The organism is Streptomyces sp. NPDC047028 (genome assembly GCF_040644095.1).
Lineage (GTDB): Bacteria > Actinomycetota > Actinomycetes > Streptomycetales > Streptomycetaceae > Streptomyces.
Genome location: NZ_JBEYVS010000005.1, coordinates 185078 through 201628, shown reverse-complemented (window position 1 = coordinate 201628; position 16551 = coordinate 185078). Strand labels below are relative to the sequence as shown.

At 70.3% G+C, this 16551-nt stretch carries 16 protein-coding genes and 1 tRNA gene; 4 read left to right on the top strand and 13 right to left on the bottom strand.

Annotated features, from left to right (window positions below; genetic code table 11):
- Positions 1–80 precede the first annotated feature (80 nt).
- The 4 genes from ABZ854_RS07300 to ABZ854_RS07285 form a co-directional block, all read right to left on the bottom strand.
- Complete coding sequence (locus ABZ854_RS07300; protein ID WP_361205608.1) at positions 81–1508, bottom strand: GH1 family beta-glucosidase; 1428 nt, start codon at positions 1506–1508, stop codon at positions 81–83.
- A 118-nt stretch (positions 1509–1626) separates the two neighbouring features.
- The gene (locus ABZ854_RS07295; protein ID WP_361205605.1) at positions 1627–2520 is read right to left on the bottom strand and encodes a carbohydrate ABC transporter permease; all 894 of its coding nucleotides are present in this window, start codon (positions 2518–2520) and stop codon (positions 1627–1629) included.
- On the bottom strand, positions 2517–3542 hold the full coding sequence (locus ABZ854_RS07290; protein ID WP_361205603.1) for a sugar ABC transporter permease: 1026 nt from the start codon (positions 3540–3542) through the stop codon (positions 2517–2519). Before ABZ854_RS07290 ends, ABZ854_RS07295 begins: the two co-directional genes overlap by 4 nt.
- Positions 3539–4861 (bottom strand): ABC transporter substrate-binding protein, encoded by a 1323-nt coding sequence (locus ABZ854_RS07285; RefSeq protein WP_361205600.1) that lies wholly within the window; start codon positions 4859–4861, stop codon positions 3539–3541. The genes ABZ854_RS07290 and ABZ854_RS07285 overlap by 4 nt, the downstream gene beginning before the upstream one ends.
- Positions 4862–5499: 638 nt before the next feature.
- Here ABZ854_RS07285 and ABZ854_RS07280 point away from each other — a divergent pair.
- Complete coding sequence (locus tag ABZ854_RS07280) at positions 5500–6555, top strand: LacI family DNA-binding transcriptional regulator (RefSeq protein WP_361205597.1); 1056 nt, start codon at positions 5500–5502, stop codon at positions 6553–6555.
- A 5-nt stretch (positions 6556–6560) separates the two neighbouring features.
- On the opposite strand, the gene ABZ854_RS07275 is transcribed toward ABZ854_RS07280, so the two are convergent.
- From ABZ854_RS07275 to ABZ854_RS07250, 6 genes are all read right to left on the bottom strand, one after another.
- Positions 6561–6821 (bottom strand): Txe/YoeB family addiction module toxin, encoded by a 261-nt coding sequence (locus tag ABZ854_RS07275; RefSeq protein ID WP_361205594.1) that lies wholly within the window; start codon positions 6819–6821, stop codon positions 6561–6563.
- Positions 6818–7099 carry a type II toxin-antitoxin system Phd/YefM family antitoxin gene (locus ABZ854_RS07270; protein ID WP_361205591.1) on the bottom strand — a complete coding sequence of 94 codons (282 nt, stop codon included), beginning with the start codon at positions 7097–7099 and terminating at the stop codon, positions 6818–6820. Before ABZ854_RS07270 ends, ABZ854_RS07275 begins: the two co-directional genes overlap by 4 nt.
- A 117-nt stretch (positions 7100–7216) precedes the next feature.
- Positions 7217–7289 (bottom strand) — tRNA-His (locus ABZ854_RS07265).
- A 116-nt stretch (positions 7290–7405) separates the two neighbouring features.
- Positions 7406–8008 carry an oligoribonuclease gene (gene orn / locus ABZ854_RS07260; RefSeq protein ID WP_129309038.1) on the bottom strand — a complete coding sequence of 201 codons (603 nt, stop codon included), beginning with the start codon at positions 8006–8008 and terminating at the stop codon, positions 7406–7408.
- Positions 8009–8118: 110 nt separating this feature from the next.
- Positions 8119–9336, bottom strand: a complete 1218-nt coding sequence (locus ABZ854_RS07255; RefSeq protein ID WP_361205588.1) for a helix-turn-helix domain-containing protein — start codon at positions 9334–9336, stop codon at positions 8119–8121.
- Between the two features lie 379 nt (positions 9337–9715).
- The gene (locus tag ABZ854_RS07250) at positions 9716–9973 is read right to left on the bottom strand and encodes a hypothetical protein (RefSeq protein WP_361205585.1); all 258 of its coding nucleotides are present in this window, start codon (positions 9971–9973) and stop codon (positions 9716–9718) included.
- A gap of 312 nt (positions 9974–10285) precedes the next feature.
- Here ABZ854_RS07250 and ABZ854_RS07245 point away from each other — a divergent pair, with 312 nt between their 5' ends.
- Complete coding sequence (locus ABZ854_RS07245; protein ID WP_129312031.1) at positions 10286–10813, top strand: universal stress protein; 528 nt, start codon at positions 10286–10288, stop codon at positions 10811–10813.
- A 133-nt stretch (positions 10814–10946) separates the two neighbouring features.
- Positions 10947–11513 (top strand): GPR1/FUN34/YaaH family transporter, encoded by a 567-nt coding sequence (locus ABZ854_RS07240; protein WP_361205582.1) that lies wholly within the window; start codon positions 10947–10949, stop codon positions 11511–11513.
- A 122-nt stretch (positions 11514–11635) separates the two neighbouring features.
- Here the strand turns inward: ABZ854_RS07240 and glmS are convergent, their stop codons facing one another.
- The 3 genes from glmS to ABZ854_RS07225 all read right to left on the bottom strand — a co-directional run bounded on the left by glmS (position 11636) and on the right by ABZ854_RS07225 (position 14763).
- A complete protein-coding gene (gene glmS, locus ABZ854_RS07235; RefSeq protein ID WP_361205579.1) occupies positions 11636–13453 on the bottom strand; it encodes a glutamine--fructose-6-phosphate transaminase (isomerizing) in 1818 nt (605 codons plus the stop codon).
- 48 nt (positions 13454–13501) lie between these two features.
- Positions 13502–13759 carry a hypothetical protein gene (locus ABZ854_RS07230; protein WP_129312032.1) on the bottom strand — a complete coding sequence of 86 codons (258 nt, stop codon included), beginning with the start codon at positions 13757–13759 and terminating at the stop codon, positions 13502–13504.
- A 122-nt stretch (positions 13760–13881) separates the two neighbouring features.
- Positions 13882–14763 (bottom strand): DUF4429 domain-containing protein, encoded by an 882-nt coding sequence (locus ABZ854_RS07225; RefSeq protein WP_361205576.1) that lies wholly within the window; start codon positions 14761–14763, stop codon positions 13882–13884.
- A gap of 152 nt (positions 14764–14915) precedes the next feature.
- Between ABZ854_RS07225 and ABZ854_RS07220 the strand changes: the two genes are divergently transcribed.
- Complete coding sequence (locus ABZ854_RS07220) at positions 14916–16502, top strand: beta-N-acetylhexosaminidase (RefSeq protein ID WP_361205573.1); 1587 nt, start codon at positions 14916–14918, stop codon at positions 16500–16502.
- Positions 16503–16551: the final 49 nt, after the last annotated feature.

Here is a 16551-nt window from a genome sequence, read left to right as displayed (position 1 = left end):
CACGGCAAACGGGGCGCGGCACTCCTCTGGGGTGCCGCGCCCCGCCCCCCCCTGTTCGGGCGCCCGTCAGGCGGTGCCCGTCAGGCCGTCTCCACCGCGGGCAGCACCCCGGTGCGGGCGGCCCCGGAGTACCAGCGGGCGCTCGACTTCGGCGTCCGCTCCAGCGTGGCGTAGTCCACGTAGACCGCGCCGAACCGCTTGTCGTAGCCGTACGCCCACTCGAAGTTGTCCATCAGGGACCACAGGTAGTAGCCCCGCACATCGGCGCCGTCCGTGATGGCCCGGCGGACTGCCGCGAGGTGGCCGTGCAGATAGGCGATGCGCTCGGGGTCGTGGACCTGGCCGTCGGCGTCCGGCTTGTCGTCGTAGGCGGCGCCGTTCTCCGTGATGTAGAGGGGCAGACCCGGCGCCTCCCGGGTGTAGCGCATGATCAGCTCGTGCAGGCCCGACGGGTCGATCGTCCAGCCCATCTCCGTGCGCTCACCCGGCGTCTGGTGGAACAGCACGTCGTCGGCGCCGGGCCACGGGGAGTGCTCGCTGGCGCCGTGCCCGTCCGCGCGCGGGCCGGTCAGCCGCTCCGAGGCCGCAGAGACGAGCGCCGGGGTGTAGTAGTTCAGGCCCAGCGCGTCCAGCGGCACGTGGATGGTGTCCAGGTCGCCGTCGTGGACGTACGACCAGTCGGTGAGCGACGCCGTGGCGGCGAGCAGCGACTCGGGGTACGCCCCGTGCAGCATCGGACCGTGGAAGACGCCGTTGGCCAGGTCGTCGATCCGGCGGGCCGCCGCCAGGTCGGCCGGGTCCTGCGAAAGGGGCCGCACGACCGAGGAGTTGAGGCTGACCGCCACCTGGTTGCGGGCCGGCATCACCGACCGCAGGGCCGTCGCGCCCAGTCCGTGCGCCAGGTTGAGGTGGTGGGCGGCGCGCAGGGTGGCCGCCGGTTCGGTGCGGCCGGGGGCGTGCACACCGGAGCCGTAGCCCAGGAACGCGCTGCACCAGGGCTCGTTGAGGGTGATCCAGTTCTCCACCCGGTCGCCGAGGGCCTCGCCGACGATCTGCGCGTACTCGGCGAACCGCAGGGCGGTGTCCCGCTCCGGCCAGCCGCCCGCGTCCTCCAGCTCCTGCGGCAGGTCCCAGTGGTAGAGGGTGACGGCCGGCTTGATGCCGTGGGCGAGCAGCTCGTCCACCAGCCGGCGGTAGAAGTCGAGGCCCACCTGGACCGCCGGGCCCCGGCCGGTCGGCTGCACCCGGGACCAGGACACGGAGAAGCGGTAGGCGTTCAGGCCCAGGTCCGCCATCAGCGCCACGTCGTCGCGGTAGCGGTGGTAGTGGTCGACGGCGACGTCACCGGTCTGGCCGCCGGCGGTCTTGCCGGGCGTATGGCTGAAGGTGTCCCAGATGGAGGGGGTACGGCCGTCCTCCCGCACCGCCCCCTCGATCTGGTACGCGGAGGTCGCCGCGCCCCAGAGAAAGGCGGGAGGGAAGGTCACGGGGGTAACGGGCTCAGGCATGGAAGCGCTCCCATTGGGGGTCGTGAAGACCGACGAGAAGAAGAAGGGGGTGAGGGGGAGGGGAAGGGGCCGGAGCGGTGGTGGACCGGCGGCCCCTGGGGTCGTCGTACCGGGCCGGTCAGCCCTTGATCGCGCCCTGCATGATCCCGCCCACGATCTGCTTGCCGAACAGCAGGAAGGCGATCAGCAGCGGCAGCGTGCCGAGCAGCGCGCCCGCCATGATCACCGCCTGGTCGGGGACATACCCGGTGCCGAGGGCGTTGAGGGCCACCTGGACGGTCGGGTTCTGCTGGTTGAGGGCGATGATCGGCCACAGGAAGTCGTTCCAGGCGAACACGAACGTCAGCAGCCCCAGCACGGCCATCGCGGGCCGCGCCGCCGGGAACACCACGTGCCAGACGACGCGCAGACTGCTCGCCCCGTCCACCCGAGCCGCCTCGATCAGCTCCGTCGGAAGCGCCTGCACGAGGTACTGCCGCATGAAGAACGTGCCGAACGCGGTCACCAGACTCGGCAGGATCACCGTCTGCAACTGGTTGGACCAGCCCAGGTTCGACATCCACAGGTACAGCGGTACGACGGCCAGCTGCGGCGGGATCATCATCGTGCCGATGGTCAGCAGCAGCAGGAGTCCGGAGAACCGGAACCGCAGCTTGGCGAAGGCGAAGCCGGCCAGTGTGGAGAACAGCACCGTACTCACGGTGATCGTGCCGGCGACGATCACCGAGTTCAGCATCGCCGTGCCGAGTCCGGCCTGGTCCCAGGCGGCCTGGAGGTTCTTGAACAGGTTGCCGCCGAACCACAGCGGCGGCGGGGTCTCGGCGAGCCGCCGGTCGGTGCGCGAGGCGGCGATCGCCGTCCACACCAGCGGGGCCAGCGACACCAGCGCGAACACGGTCAGCACGACGTACGTCACCGGGCCGGCGTGCAGCTGCTTGCCCGCCCCCGTCGCCCGGCGCCGCCCGGGCTTCTCCGTCGCCGCCTTGGGCAGGGTGAGTTCACTGGTGGTCATTGGGACTTCCTCAGCCGTCGGGTGAGCAGCAGATTGACCGCGGCGATGATCAGCAGGAGCAGGAACATCGTCCAGGCGATCGCGGACGCCTTGCCGAGGTTGCCGATGACCCAGCCCTGGTCGTACATGTACAGACCGAGCGTCTGGTACTGGTGCTCGGAGCCGCCCTTGGACCCGCTCACCCCGCCGAACAGCAGCGGTTCACCGAACAGCTGGGTGGCGCCGATGGTGGAGACGACGACCGTGAACAGGATCGTCGGCCGCAGCTGCGGGACCGTCACGTGCCGGAACTGCTGCCAGCGGTTGGCGCCGTCGATCGCCGCCGATTCGTAGAGGTCGGCGGGGATCGCCTGCATCGCCGCGAGGTAGATCAGCGCGTTGTAACCGGTCCACCGCCAGATCACGATGGACGACACCGCGAACTGCGAACCCCAGTCGGACTCACGCCAGTTGACCGGGTGCACGCCGAAGAAGTGGAGCACCCAGTTGACCATGCCGCCGTCCCACGAGTACAGCAGCGTGAACACCAGGGTCGCGGCCGCCACCGAGGTGGCGTACGGGGTCAGCATCACCACGCGCCACGCGGTGGAGCCCCGCAGCTTGTAGTTCAGCAGATGGGCGAGCCCCAGCGCCGCGAGCAACTGCGGCACGGTCGAGATCAGTCCGATGGTGAACGTGTTCTTCAGGGCGTTCCAGAAGAAGTCCGAGGACAGCAGGCGCTGGTAGTTGTCCAGCCCCGCCCACGTCTGGTGGTCCAGCGAGGACAACTGCACGTCGTGCAGCGAGTACCAGGCCGTGTAGAGCAGCGGGACCAGTGAGAAGGCCCCGAAGAGGATGAAGAAGGGGGCCACGAACGCGTACGGCGCGGCCTTCATGTCCCAGCGGTACAGCCGGCGGCGCCACGAGTCGTCGCCCGCCGGAGTACCGGGACCGTGAGCGCCCCGGGCCGCGCCCGGCGGGGTGCCGGGCGCGGTGTCGGCGCTCGTCGCGGGGCGCGCGAGAGCCTGCTTGGAGCTGGTCACTGGCCGAGCACGTCCTTGATCTCGTTCTTCGCGGCGTCCCAGCCCTGCGAGGGCGACTTGCCTTTCTGCTCGACCTGGAGGATGCCGACGTCCGTCAGGGCGGAGTTGATCGGCTGGTCCTTGGTGCCGAAGTACTGCACCGGGATGGTCTTGGCCGAGGCGGCGAAGATCTGGGTGATCGGCGCGTTCGAGAAGTACGCCGTGGTGTCCGCGGCCGGCTTCAGGCTCGCGTACGCCGACGGGGTCGACGGGAAGCTGGCCTGCTTGGCGAAGACCTTGGCCTGCTGGGCCGGGGCGGTCAGCCACTTGGCGAGGGCGATGGCCTCCTTCTGGTGCTTGCCCGCCTTCGGCACACCGATGAACGAGCCGCCCCAGTTGGCCGCGGTCGGCGCCGCCGCCACGTCCCAGTTGCCCTTGCCCGAGTCACCGGACTTCTGCTCGATATAGCCGATCATCCAGGCCGGGCAGGCCACGGTGGCGAACTTGGCGTTGGCGAAGCCCTGGTCCCACGGCTTGTCGAACTGCTTCAGCTTGGCCGACATGTCGCTGGTGGCCACGCTCATCGCGACGTCCCAGGCCTTCTTCACGCCCGTGGACTTGTCCCAGATGACGTTGCCGTCCTTGTCGTAGTACCGCTCGCTGCCGCCACCGAGGGCCGCGTTGTAGACCGAGGAGGCCGAGTCCACGAACTTGGTGCCGTCGGGCGCCTTCTTCATGTACTGCTTGCCGACGTCGACGTACTTCGCCCAGTCGCCCTTCCACTCCTTCGCGAGCGTCTCCCGGTCGGTGGGCAGCCCGGCCTTCTTGAACAGGTCCTTGCGGTAGCAGATGGCCATCGGGCCGACGTCGGTGCCGAGCCCGATGAGCTTGCCGTCCTTGGTGGTGGCCTGGGCGTTCTTCCAGTCCAGCCACTGGGACTTGTCGACCTCCTTGCCGAGGTCGACGAACTTGTCCGCCTGCGTCTGCACGGCCTCGGTGATGTTGCCGACCTCGATGGCCTGGACGTCGTCCGTGCCGGAGCCGGCCTGGAGGCGGGTGAGGACCTTGGGCCAGTAGACGTCGGTACGGGTGGTGACGTTCTCCTTGATGTTGATGTCCGGGTGGAGCTTCATGTACTCGTCGTAGAGGCCGGACTGTTTGTAGCCGAAGACACCGAAGGTCCCGACGGTCAGCGTGATCTTGCCCTTGCCGTTGCCGCCCGAGGCGTCCGACGAGCCGTCGTCCGAGTCGTTGGCGCAGCCGGCCAGCAGCCCCGTGGCCAGAGCGGCCACGGCCGTGAAGGCCACCAGCCGGTGGGACCGGCGGATGCTCGTGCGCATTGCGTCCTCCTGTTGCCTGACGTGCCGACCCCCCGGCCAACTGCATGGAATTGGGCCCGTTCGTGCTGGCTGCGGCTCGGGCGGGGAACGTGCGGGTTGTGTATGTGTCAGGGCCCGTGGGAGCGCTCCCACAGGTGATGTGTTGAAGAGTCGCCGGTCCGGGACGGGGTGTCAAGGGAGGGAACGCGGCGATATCTCTTCGAGACTTTTCCTCGCACGGCCTCCGGCTCGGGTGTCCGGCACCGACTCTGCCCGCTCGGGCCGGGGCCGGGTAAGGGTGCTTCACGGGCTCGTTCGCCAGCTGTGACCTGTTCGTCTGCAATGGCCGGGGGAAGCGGGGCTGGGTGCGGTGGGGCGGGGTGGGTTGCGGGCGCAGAGGGGGGCGGGGGCGCGCGGGGCCGGGAGCGGGGGCCGGTGCTCGGCATGCGGGACGGGTGCTCGGGGACGCGCGACGGGTGTGGGCGGGCCCCGGCCTGTTAGATTCCAGGCCAGCCGGGATGCAGGCGCCGATGTCGCTGCGGACGTCACTGTGGACGTCCGATGCGGACGTCGAGGTGGACGTCACCGTCGACGTCGATGTGGACGTCGGTTGGGTGTCGGTGTGAGTGTCGGCTTTGGTGTCTAGGAAGGCGGAACCCATGGCAAGCCACGGGGTGCGGGGCCGGAGCGGGGGGCGGCCGACGCTCGAAGAGGTCGCCGCCCGTGCCGGGGTCGGCCGGGGCACGGTCTCGCGCGTGATCAACGGCTCGCCCCGGGTCAGCGACGCGACCCGGGCCGCCGTAGAGGCGGCCGTCGAGGAACTCGGTTACGTCCCGAACACCGCCGCCCGCGCCCTTGCCGCAAACCGCACCGACGCCATCGCCCTGGTCGTCCCCGAGCCGGAGACCCGCTTCTTCGCGGAGCCGTACTTCTCCGACATGCTGCGCGGTGTCGGCGCCGGACTGTCCGACACCGAGATGCAGCTGCTGCTGATCTTCGCGGGCAGCGACCGGGAGCGGCAGCGGCTGGCCCAGTACCTGGCCGCGCACCGCGTCGACGGCGTCCTGCTGGTCTCGGTCCACGCCGACGACCCGCTCCCCGACATGCTGGCCCAGCTGGAGATCCCGGCGGTCATCAGCGGCCCCCGCTCGGGCGGGGAGACGCTCACGTCGGTCGACTCCGACAACTACGGCGGCGGACGGTCGGCCGTGGAGCACCTGCTGAGCCGGGGCCGGCACACGGTCGCGCACATCACCGGGCGCCTCGACGTGTACGGCGCCCAGCGCCGCGTCGACGGCTACCGAGACGCCCTGCGGGACGCCGGCCACTCCGTCGACGAACAGCTCATAGAGCAGGGGGACTTCACCGAGGAGGGCGGCCGCCGCGCGATGACCACGCTGCTGGAACGCCACCCCGGCCTCGACGCCGTCTTCGCCGGCTCCGACGTGATGGCGGCGGGCGCCCGCCAGGTGCTGCGCGAGCAGGGCCGCCGTATCCCGGACGACGTCGCCCTCGTTGGCTACGACGACTCGGCCATCGCCCGCCACATGGACCCGCCCCTCACCAGCGTCCGCCAGCCCATCGAGGAGATGGGCCGCGCGATGATCGACCTCCTCCTCGCCGAGGTCGCCGACCGCCGCCCGGCGGCGTCACGCGGCCTGGAACGCAGGCACGCGGTACTGCCGACGGAACTGGTGACGCGGGCGTCGTCGTAGGGGCGCTACTCGTAGTGGTAACGCGCCTGGACGATGATGACGCTGTCTTCGGTCACCGCGTACACCAGGCGGTGCTCGTCATCGATTCGGCGGGACCAGAAACCGGTCAGGTTCCCTCGCAGCGGTTCGGGCTTGCCGATGCCCTCGAACGGGGTTCGCCGTACTTCCTCGATCAGGCGAAGCAGGCGACGGAGCAACTTCTTGTCCGCCACTGCCCAGTAGCTGAAGTCCTCCCACCCCTGGCTGTCGAAACGGATGTCCCTCACCCGTCCTCGCCCTCTTCTGCGAGAGCGGACAGCTCCTCCATGCTCTTGGTGACGAGGCTGTTGCCCTCGCGGACGCGTTCGGCGGCAGCGAGCAGCCGGGCGGCGTTGGCCGGAGAACGGAGCAGGTAGTCGGTCTCCTCCATGGACTCGTAGTCGTCGGCCGCCACCAGGTACGCGCGCCCGTCCTTGGAGACGATCTCGACCGGCTTGCGGTTGTCGTTGACTTCCTTGATCAACGGAAACAGCCGCTTGCGGGCCTCGCTGGCAGATATCGACACGCCGACCTCCTTGGAGTGGTACCACATCACGGTACCATTCGGAGGCATGGCTGAGGCCGTAAACGACGATCAGCCGGTGACCGCGTCATACGACACGATCACCGGCTGATCATTCAGGGTGAGTGACGGGACTCGAACCCGCGACATCCTGGACCACAACCAGGTGCTCTACCATCTGAGCTACACCCACCACGACCGGCGCTGGAAACTTTCGTCTCCCCGACCGGCCGAGAAAAAGTGTACAGGGTCCGAAGGGGTGCTCGCGCACGGCTTTTCGGTGGGCCGGAGAGCAGGGCCCGAGGGTCCCTACCGGGCGGGCAGGACGTGCCGCGCGGCGATCGACTTCGCCGTCTCGGAGTCGGGGCCGGGCTGGGGGACGAAGACGGCCTCGCGGTAGTAGCGCAGCTCGGCGATCGACTCGCGGATGTCGGCGAGCGCGCGGTGGTTGCCGTTCTTCTCCGGGCTGTTGAAATAGGCGCGCGGGTACCAGCGGCGGGCCAGCTCCTTGATGGAGGAGACGTCGACGATCCGGTAGTGGAGGTAGTCCTCCAGGGTCGGCATGTCCCGCAGCAGGAAGCCGCGGTCGGTGCCGACGGAGTTGCCGCACAGAGGGGCCTTGCCCGGCTCCTTCACGTGCTCCCGGACATAGGCGAGGACCTGCTCCTCGGCGTCGGCCAGCGTGGTGCCGCCGGCCAGCTCGGCCAGCAGCCCGGAGGAGGTGTGCATCTGGCGCACCACCTCCGGCATCGTCTCCAGCGCCCGGTCCGGCGGGCGGATAACGATGTCCACACCCTCGCCGAGCACGTTCAGCTCGGAGTCCGTGACGAGGGCGGCCACCTCGATGAGAGCGTCGTCGGACAGCGAGAGGCCGGTCATCTCGCAGTCGATCCACACCATGCGATCGTTCATGCGACCACCCTAAGGCTGACGTTCGCATTTGTGGCTCCCCGTGCCGGCCCCGGCATCGCGACGAGGGGGCGGGCAGATGCCCGCCCCCTCGCTCTGGGCCGTTTGTCCGGTCAGCTCGCGGTGCGCGGTCCCGGCAGCAGGCTCACCGCGCCCGCCGCCTGGCGCCGGCTCTGCAGCGGCACCCCCGCGTCGGGGTGCAGCAGGGCCGGAACCGGTCCGACCGGACCCGGACCGGGGCCGCCCAGACCGGGCGGGGCCGACGGGCCGGGGGACGGCACCGGTGCGTCCGCCTCGCCGTGCCGGTCACTCTGCGGACGGCGCGCCCGGTAGGCGGCCCGGTAGGCCGCCGGGGACGAGCCGAGCTGGCGGCGGAAGTGCCCGCGCAGCGCGACCGGTGAACGGAAGCCGCACCGCCCCGCCACCTCGTCCACCGAGTAGTCCGACGTCTCCAGCAGCCGCTGCGCCTGCAGCACCCGCTGGGTGATCAGCCACTGCAAAGGCGCACTGCCCGTCAGTGAACGGAACCGGCGGTCGAACGTACGGCGGCTCATGTAGGCGCGTGCCGCCAGCGTCTCCACGTCGAACTGCTCGTGGAGGTGTTCCAGCGCCCAGGCGACGACCTCGGCCAGCGGGTCGGCGCCGATCTCCTCTGGTAAAGACCTGTCGAGGTAGCGCTCCTGACCGCCGCTGCGGCGCGGCGGGACCACCAGGCGCCGGGCGAGCGCGCCGGCCGCCTCGTTGCCGTGGTCCGAGCGCACGATGTGCAGACACAGGTCGATGCCCGCCGCCGTACCGGCCGACGTCAGCACGTCACCGTCGTCGACGAACAGTTCCCGCGGATCCACGTGCACCGACGGATAGCGCTTGGCCAGCGTCGGCGCGTACATCCAGTGGGTGGTCGCCGGACGGCCGTCCAGCAGGCCCGCCGCCGCGAGGACGAACGCGCCCGTGCACAGTCCGACGATGCGGGCGCCCTCCTCGTGCGCCCGGCGCAGCGCGTCGAGCGCCTCCTCCGGTGGCGGCGAGGTGATCGATCGCCAGGCCGGCACGACGACCGTCCCGGCGCGCGATATCGCCTCCAGCCCGTGCGGCGCGGTGAGTTCCAGGCCCCCTGTGGTCCGCAGCGGGCCTTCCTCACCGGCGCACACCAGCAGTCGGTAGCGCGGTACTCCGGCGTCCTGGCGGTCGATCCCGAACACCGAAAGCGGTATGGAGCTCTCGAAAATGGGGCCGCCGCTGAACAGCAGCACCGCGACGATCTCCTTGCGGCGTCGCCCGGAGAGTTTCCGGGCCGCGGCGTCCGGCACGGCAGTGGAGTCGTGGCTCATCCTGCTAAGCCCCCCTCGGTGGTCGCGGCTCCTCGGTTGTGTCGCACCTGCACGTTTCCCCTCGGTCCTGCACGAGTCCCCCGCCGTAAAGAAAGTCAAGATCGAATCTACTGGTTCCCGCGGTCCCGCGGTGACCAGTTCCGCACGCGGCACATTGTCGACATGACAACTTGGCGTGAAGCATTCGATCACGAAGCGTTGCACTCGCGGGGCCCGCAGGGAAGTACGCCTTGTCGCCGTGGCCAAACCGCGTAGGGTGCGCAGGGCCCCGCAGACCCTTTCCGTGCAGGTGGAACGGGGGTTGGGGGGTGGTTGGGGCGCTTCCCGGCCGGTGTCGAGAAGTTGGCTGAAAATATGCGTTCGAGGGTGCGGAAACCGGTCAGTCGACCGGTGTACGGCCCCTGGTGTGACGTCCCCCTCTTTGCGCGGCGCAACGCTCCGAGCGGCGCAGCAGCACCCGGCACACGGCGGTGACGGCGGCCAGTCCGAGGGCGGCGCCGGCCGCCCCGGCGAGCGAGGTGCCGTACCAGACGAGGACCAGCGGGACGAGGACGCAGCTGAAGGCGGCCCAGCGGATCACGTCGCTCACGGTGTCCGGCGCGGACTGCGGTTCGCGGGTGGATCCGGGTCCGGTCATCTCGTACTCCCTCGGCGGCGGCACACCGGGTTCAACGCCAGTTCGATCAGTCGGTCACCGCCGCATCAGCGAATCCTGTGCAAACCGCCTGTACGGGGCAGCAACCATTGCGTTACGTGCGCCTCTCGTGCATGCTCCGGTGAACCCCTGCGACACGGGGGCGCCCCGTCACGGAGCGTGCGCGGGATCTGGGCCGAGGAGGCGTGCCGCCGTACCCTTGGGGGTATGGGCTTGGGAAGATGTTTCCCGGACACAGCTCCTGTGCACACTGTCGTCCGTCCCGACAACAAGGATCACAACGCCGAGACAGCCATGGCCGGTCACGAATTCTTCGAACCCGCGGACCGCAAGCGACCGGTCGCCGATCCCACGGCGGCCGAGCCCCTGGCGGCGGAAGCGACGCGCCCTTCCTGCGATCCCGCCTTCAAGCACGGAGTCGTCGTCGGCTTCGACGGTTCCACCTCCAGTGAGCGTGCCCTGGCCTACGCGATCGGCGTGGCCCACCGCACCCGCTCGGGTCTGATCATCGTGCACGTGGCCAACCGGCTGCCCACCACGGTGTGGGCCGGCTGCGAACCCCCGGTGTTCGTGGACGTGCCGGACCACCGCACCGAGGTGCTCGGGCTGGAACTGGCGTGCGCCGACTATCTGGCCGAGGTGCCCTGGATCCTCGTCGAGCGCGGTGGCGACATCTGCCACGAACTCGAAGAGGTGGGACGGGAGTACGAGGCGGACGCGATCGTCGTCGGGTCCACGCACGGCATCGTCGGCCGCATCTTCGGCTCCGTCGCGGGCCGGCTGGCCAAGCGGGCGCAGCGGCCCGTGATCGTCATTCCTTGAGCCGTCGCGTCCCGCGGTTCGGCCCAACTCCCTTTGTGCAGCGGAAAACTACTCATCGGTAGAGGTGGTTTGTGCTCTTGTGAAGGGCATATATCGGTCACCGCGCAAAGCACATGCATGAAGGGAGCCCGCCGTGGACAACGACGTCTCTGCGGGAAGCGCAAGCACTACCGTGGTCGGCCGACTCGCCCTGGGAATCACCCTGTTGGCGTTCGGCATCGGTACGACCGGCGTGATCGACGGCGTGACGGCGTCCGACTCGGTTTCGCTGGCCCGCTATGTGGGCGGCGTCGCCCTGTTCCTCATAGGCCTGTTGGCCTTCCGCCTCGGTGACGGCGGGTCCGGTACGGGCTATGTGGCGCTCGGCGCCCTGTGGTTCACCTGGGCCGTCGCGGCCGGCGGCACCATGTCGGACAACGGGGCCGGCCTGTTCCTGGTCCTGTTCGCCCTCGTGGCCCTGACGTTGACCATGGCCGGCGGGGACAGCCTCGGCCAGCTGACGCACGGGCTGCTGTTCCTGGCGATGCTGGTGCTGGCCGTCGCGGCCTTCGCCGACAGCTCCGCGCTGACGAAGGTGGGGGGTTGGGTGGCGGCCGTCGCCGGTGCGGCGGCTTGGTACGCGGCGACTGCGGCGTACGCGCACTGGCCGACGGCCCTTCCCGGGCGTGCTGCGGGCCGGGGGGTGACGGCCGCCGGCTGAGCAGCACATGTGAATGGACCCCCGCGTGCTCTTGGTGGCGTCACGTGGGGGTCCGTTCTGTTGTCCGGCCGCTGCGGGTGCGTTGGGGTTCTCGCGCAGTTCCCCGCGCCCCTTTGGGGCGCCTACTCCACCGTTACCGACTTGGCGAGGTTCCTCGGCTTGTCGATGTCCCTGCCCAGGGTCAACGCCGTGTGGTAGGCGAGGAGTTGGAGGGGGATGCCCATGAGGATGGGGTCGAGTTCGTCCTCGTTCTTGGGGACGACGATCGTCTCGTCGGCCTTCTCCTGGTGGCGGTGGGCGACCGCGAGGATCTTGCCGCTGCGGGCCTTGATCTCCTCCAGGGCGGCGCGGTTCTTCTCCAGCAGGTCGTCGTCGGGGACGATCGCGACCGTGGGCAGGGCGGGCTCGATCAGGGCCAGCGGACCGTGCTTCAGCTCGGAGGCCGGGTAGGCCTCGGCGTGGATGTAGGAGACCTCCTTGAGCTTCAGGGAGGCCTCGCGGGCCACCGGGTAGCCCCGGACGCGGCCGATGAAGAGCATCGAGCGGGCCTGGGCGTAGCTCTCGGCCAGCTTCTTGATCTCGTCCTCCCGCTGGAGGATCTCGGTGATCTGCGCGGGCAGCTTGCGCAGGCCCTCGATGATCCGCTTGCCGTCGCGGACCGAGAGGTCGCGGGTGCGGCCGAGGTGCAGCGCCAGCAGGGCGAAGGCGACCGTGGTGTTGGTGAAGCACTTGGTGGAGACCACGCAGACCTCGGGCCCCGCGTGCACGTAGATGCCGCCGTCCGCCTCGCGGGCGATCGCCGAACCGACCACGTTGACCACGCCGAGGACCCGGGCGCCCTTGCGCTTCAGCTCCTGCACGGCGGCGAGGACGTCGTACGTCTCACCGGACTGGGAGACGGCGACGTACAGGGTGTCGGGGTCGACGACCGCGTTGCGGTAGCGGAACTCGGAGGCGGGCTCGGCGTCCGCGGGGATGCGGGCCAGCTCCTCGATCATCTGGGCGCCGATCATGCCCGCGTGGTACGAGGTGCCGCAGCCGAGGATCTTCACGCGGCGGATCTGCCGGGCCTCGCGGGCGTCCAGGTTCAGGCCGCCCAGGTGCACGGTGGAGAAGCGGTCGTCGATGCGGCCGCGCAGCACGCGGTCCACGGCGTCGGCCTGCTCGTGGATCTCCTTGTGCATGTAGGTGTCGTGGCCGCCCATGTCGTACGACTCCGCCTCCCACTCCACGGTGGTGGGCTCGGCGGTGGTGCGGGTGCCCTCGGTGGTGTAGGTGCGGAAGTCGTCGGCCTTGAGGGTGGCCATCTCGCCGTCGTCGAGGGTCACTATCTGCCGGGTGTGCGTGACCAGCGCGGCCACGTCGGAGGCGACGAACATCTCCTTCTCGCCGATGCCGAGGACCACCGGGGAGCCGTTGCGGGCCACGACGATGCGGTCGTTGAAGTCGGCGTGCATCACCGCGATGCCGTACGTGCCCTCGACCAGGCGGAGCGCGGCGCGGACCTTCTCCTCCAGCGTCTCGGCCTCGGAGCGGGCGATCAGGTGGGTGAGGACCTCGGTGTCGGTCTCGGAGAGGAACTCGACGCCGTCCGCCACCAGCTTGCGGCGCAGGTCGGCGGCGTTGTCGATGATGCCGTTGTGCACGACGGCGACCTTGGAGTCGGCCGACATGTGCGGGTGGGCGTTCAGGTCGGACGGGGCGCCGTGCGTGGCCCAGCGGGTGTGGGCGATGCCCGTGGTGCCCTTGAAGCGGGCCGGGACCTTCGCCTCCAGGTCGCGCACCCGGCCCTTGGCCTTCACCATCTTCAGGCCGGCCGTCTTCGGGGAGGTGACGACGAGGCCCGCGGAGTCGTAGCCCCGGTACTCCAGGCGCTGCAGCCCCTCTAGGAGCAGCGGCGCCACATCACGCTTCCCGATGTATCCGACAATTCCGCACATATAGAGGTATCCCCAAGTTTTCGGTTCGGCCGCGCCGCGACGGCGCGGTCAGCCGTAGACGATGCGCCGCAGTTGCCGGAGGGTCAGCTCCGGCGGTGCGACGGCCCGGTATTTCAGGTCCGCCCCGATCTGTTCGAAGATCGTCGCGTTCACCAGGCCCTGCGCCTGGAGCTCGCGGTGGCGGCGACGGACGTATTCCTCCGTCGTCTCGTCGAAGTAGGCGAGCACGTCCTGGACCACCCGCAGCGCCTCGCCCCGGCTGAGGGGCGTGGAGCGCGTCAGATGATCAACGAGTTCGTCGTGCACCCGGTAGATCCTGGGGTACCGGACGCCTCTTCGCAAGAATCCTGCCCGATATCGGGCAGTGATGCGCCGACGTGAGACCGGGATGGGGTAGCACGTCCCTTTCGTGCCGGTTACGTGTGCGCTCACATCCGCTTGAGCACCGCCTGCTTGGCCATCGCGAACTCGTCCTCCGTCAGCACCCCGTCCCGGCGCAGCTCACCCAGCTCCCGCAGCCGCCGCAGCAGCGCGTCGTGGGTGTCCTCGGCGGCGGCCGCCTTCGCGAGCGGCACCCGCTCGGGTTCCAGGTCCGTCCCGTCGGCCGGGGCCGAGGGGTGCGGCAGCCGGGCCTGGACGGCCGCCGCGACCAGCGCCATCAGCGGGTCCTTCTTGAAGCCCCACAACTCCACCGCGTGGGGATCGAACTTCGGCGGTGTCGTCACCGGCGCGCCGCGCACGGTGAAGCGCAGGTGCCCGTTCTCCAGCCCCGCCGCCGGCTGCCACTGGACGCCGGAGATCTCCGTGAGCGGGATGGTCCGGGGCCCGCCGGCGGCCTTGGCGTCCTCCGTCTTCCAGTTCCACTCCAGCAGCACCCGCTCGCCGTCGAAGGACGCGGTGCCGTCGCCGGCCGAGGCGGACAGCGGGACCGCCGGGCCGGGCAGCAGGTACTCGTCCACCGGCCCGGGGGAGACGGAGTCCAGCAGCAGGGCGCCGCGCACCTCTTCCGCGAAGTACTCGGCGACGCCGTACCGGTCGGACTCCACGGTCAGCTGATAGGGGTCCTGGGGGTCGGTGAGCCGGCCGGCCGTGGCCTGGAGCAGCGGATCGGCGCCGGCGCGCAGCCGCAGGCGCAGCCGGCCCGCCCGCCGGCCCTGCTCGAACGACACCCCGGCCAACGCCCCGAGCGGTACGACGAGTTCGCCCAGCTCCGCGCGCAGCGGTCCGGTGTTCCGGTCCCGGCCGGGCGTCAGCCGCAGGGCGTCGCCGTCGAACGCCCAGGTGCCGTCCTTCTGGATGATTTCCGCCATGCGGGGATTGTTCCACCGGTTCTGCGGGAGAGTGGTCTCTACCACTTCCGAAGGGAGCGCATGTGACACGGCATCACCGCACGACTCCCCGAACGACTTCCCGCGCGACGTCTCGTACGACCCCGCGTACGACGTCTCGTACGACCCCCCGCATGACCCGCCTCCTCGGGTCGCTGCTGCTCATGGCGGCCGCCGGCGCCACCACCATGGGCGCCGCGCCCGCGCCGGCCCACGCGGCGGCCACGCCCCTGGACCGGGTGGTCCCCGCGCCCGCCTCGGTCACGCCCGGCGGCTCGCCGTACCGCATCACGCGCGGCACCCGGGTCCGTATCGACGGCTCCGGCTCCGCGTCCGGCTCGGGTGAGGTCCGCCGGATCGCCGAGTACCTCACCGGCGTGCTGCGGCCCTCCACCGGATACCGGCTCCCCGTCACCGACCACGGCACCGGCGGCATCCGGCTCCGGCTCGCCGAGGGCCCGTTCGGTGCCGAGGGCTACCGCCTGCACAGCGGCCCGGCGGGGATCACGCTGACCGCGAGCGCGCCCGCCGGGCTCTTCCACGGCGTCCAGACCCTGCGTCAGCTCCTGCCGGCGTCCGTCGAGAAGAGGACCGTCCAGCCCGGCCCGTGGACCGTAGCGGGCGGCACCGTCGAGGACCGTCCGCGCTACGGCTACCGGGGCGCCATGCTGGACGTCTCCCGGCACTTCTTCGGCGTCTCCCAGGTCAAGCGCTACATCGACCAGCTGGCCCTGTACAAGATCAACGAACTCCACCTCCACCTCAGCGACGACCAGGGCTGGCGCATCGCCGTCGACTCCTGGCCGCGCCTGGCCCCGTACGGCGGCTCCACCGAGGTCGGCGGCGGCCCGGGCGGGTACTACACCAAGGCCGACTACCGGGAGATCGTCCGCTACGCGGCCGCGCGGTACGTCGAGGTCGTCCCCGAGATCGACATGCCCGGCCACACCGACGCGGCCCTCGCCTCCTACCCCGAACTCAACTGCGACGGCATCGCGCCCCCGCTCTACACCGGCACCGACGTCGGTTTCAGCTCGCTGTGCGTGCCGAAGCAGGTGACGTACGACTTCGTGGACGACGTCATCCGCGAACTGGCCGCGCTCACCCCCGGCCGCTACCTGCACATCGGCGGCGACGAGGCGCACTCCACCAGCCACGCCGACTACGTCACCTTCATGAACAAGGTCCAGCCGATCGTCACCAAGTACGGCAAGACGGTCATCGGCTGGCATCAGCTGACCGGCGCCACCCCCGTGCCGGGCGCGCTCGCCCAGTACTGGGGACTGGACGGCACCAGCGCGGCGGAGAAGGCCCAGGTGGCGAAGGCCGCCCAGCACGGCACCGGGCTGATCCTCTCCCCGGCCGACCGGGTGTACCTGGACATGAAGTACAGCAAGGACACCAAGCTCGGCCTGGAATGGGCCGGTCTGGTCGGCGTGAAGCGGTCGTACGACTGGGACCCGGGCAGCTACCTCCCCGGCGCCCCGGCGTCGGCGGTCAAGGGCGTGGAGGCTCCCCTGTGGTCGGAGACCCTGACCACGTCCGCCGACATCGAGTACATGGCCTTCCCCCGCCTCGCGGGCGCGGCCGAGCTGGGCTGGTCCCCGGCGGCCACCCACGACTGGGACACCTACAAGGTGCGCCTCGCCGCCCAGGGCCCCCGCTGGGACGCCCTAGGCATCGGCTACTTCCGCTCACCGGAGGTCCCCTGGCAGGACTAGAGACACATGAGTGACGGGCACCCCGGAGGACCGTACTCCGGGGTGCCCG

Coding starts and splice junctions, on each gene's coding strand:
- ABZ854_RS07225 (WP_361205576.1), bottom strand. CDS start 14,763: ATGGCGGAAATCATCCAGAAGGACGGCACCTGGGCGTTCGACGGCGAC.
- ABZ854_RS07300 (WP_361205608.1), bottom strand. CDS start 1,508: ATGCCTGAGCCCGTTACCCCCGTGACCTTCCCTCCCGCCTTTCTCTGG.
- ABZ854_RS07250 (WP_361205585.1), bottom strand. CDS start 9,973: ATGACCGGACCCGGATCCACCCGCGAACCGCAGTCCGCGCCGGACACC.
- ABZ854_RS07255 (WP_361205588.1), bottom strand. CDS start 9,336: ATGAGCCACGACTCCACTGCCGTGCCGGACGCCGCGGCCCGGAAACTC.
- ABZ854_RS07280 (WP_361205597.1), top strand. CDS start 5,500: ATGGCAAGCCACGGGGTGCGGGGCCGGAGCGGGGGGCGGCCGACGCTC.
- ABZ854_RS07245 (WP_129312031.1), top strand. CDS start 10,286: ATGGCCGGTCACGAATTCTTCGAACCCGCGGACCGCAAGCGACCGGTC.
- ABZ854_RS07295 (WP_361205605.1), bottom strand. CDS start 2,520: ATGACCACCAGTGAACTCACCCTGCCCAAGGCGGCGACGGAGAAGCCC.
- glmS (WP_361205579.1), bottom strand. CDS start 13,453: ATGTGCGGAATTGTCGGATACATCGGGAAGCGTGATGTGGCGCCGCTG.
- orn (WP_129309038.1), bottom strand. CDS start 8,008: ATGAACGATCGCATGGTGTGGATCGACTGCGAGATGACCGGCCTCTCG.
- ABZ854_RS07285 (WP_361205600.1), bottom strand. CDS start 4,861: ATGCGCACGAGCATCCGCCGGTCCCACCGGCTGGTGGCCTTCACGGCC.
- ABZ854_RS07220 (WP_361205573.1), top strand. CDS start 14,916: ATGACCCGCCTCCTCGGGTCGCTGCTGCTCATGGCGGCCGCCGGCGCC.